This is a genomic window from Desulforhabdus sp. TSK (genome assembly GCF_022836495.1).
Classification (GTDB): domain Bacteria; phylum Desulfobacterota; class Syntrophobacteria; order Syntrophobacterales; family Syntrophobacteraceae; genus Desulforhabdus.
Genome location: NZ_BQXM01000160.1, coordinates 1 through 449 on the forward strand (window position 1 = coordinate 1; position 449 = coordinate 449).

The window sequence follows — 449 nt, forward strand, 5'->3', positions numbered from 1 at the left end:
GCGATGTTCTTCGCACTGCTGCATACGCCGGGGCGTCTCCAGGTGCAGGAACAGTCGGATCGGACTATGAGCGCACCGTGCATCCACCCCAGCATCCTCAACGCTGACTTCGCGAACCTGGAGCGGGAGCTCTCCCGCATCAGCTCCGCCGACGCCGTCCACGTGGACGTCATGGATAACCATTTCGTCCCCAACCTCACCCTGGGACTGCCGGTGGTGGAGTCGATCAGGAAGGTCACCGACCTCCCCCTGGACATCCATCTGATGATCGAGGACCCGGATGTGTGGGCGCCGAAGTACGCCGAACTGGGCTGTGAGTCGGTGACCTTCCATGCGGAGGCCGCCGGGGCTCCCATCCGGCTGGCCCGCGAGCTGCGCAGCCAGGGCGCCGAAGCGGCCATGGCCCTGAAGCCGGCCACCGGCGTCGAGTCGTATCTGGACATGCTCGG

The 449-nt window shown here is 65.9% G+C and carries 1 pseudogene; it reads left to right on the top strand.

Annotated features, from left to right (window positions below):
* Nucleotides 1–66: 66 nt before the first annotated feature.
* A pseudogene (locus MWC30_RS21940) lies at nucleotides 67–449 on the top strand (ribulose-phosphate 3-epimerase); the annotation flags it as partial.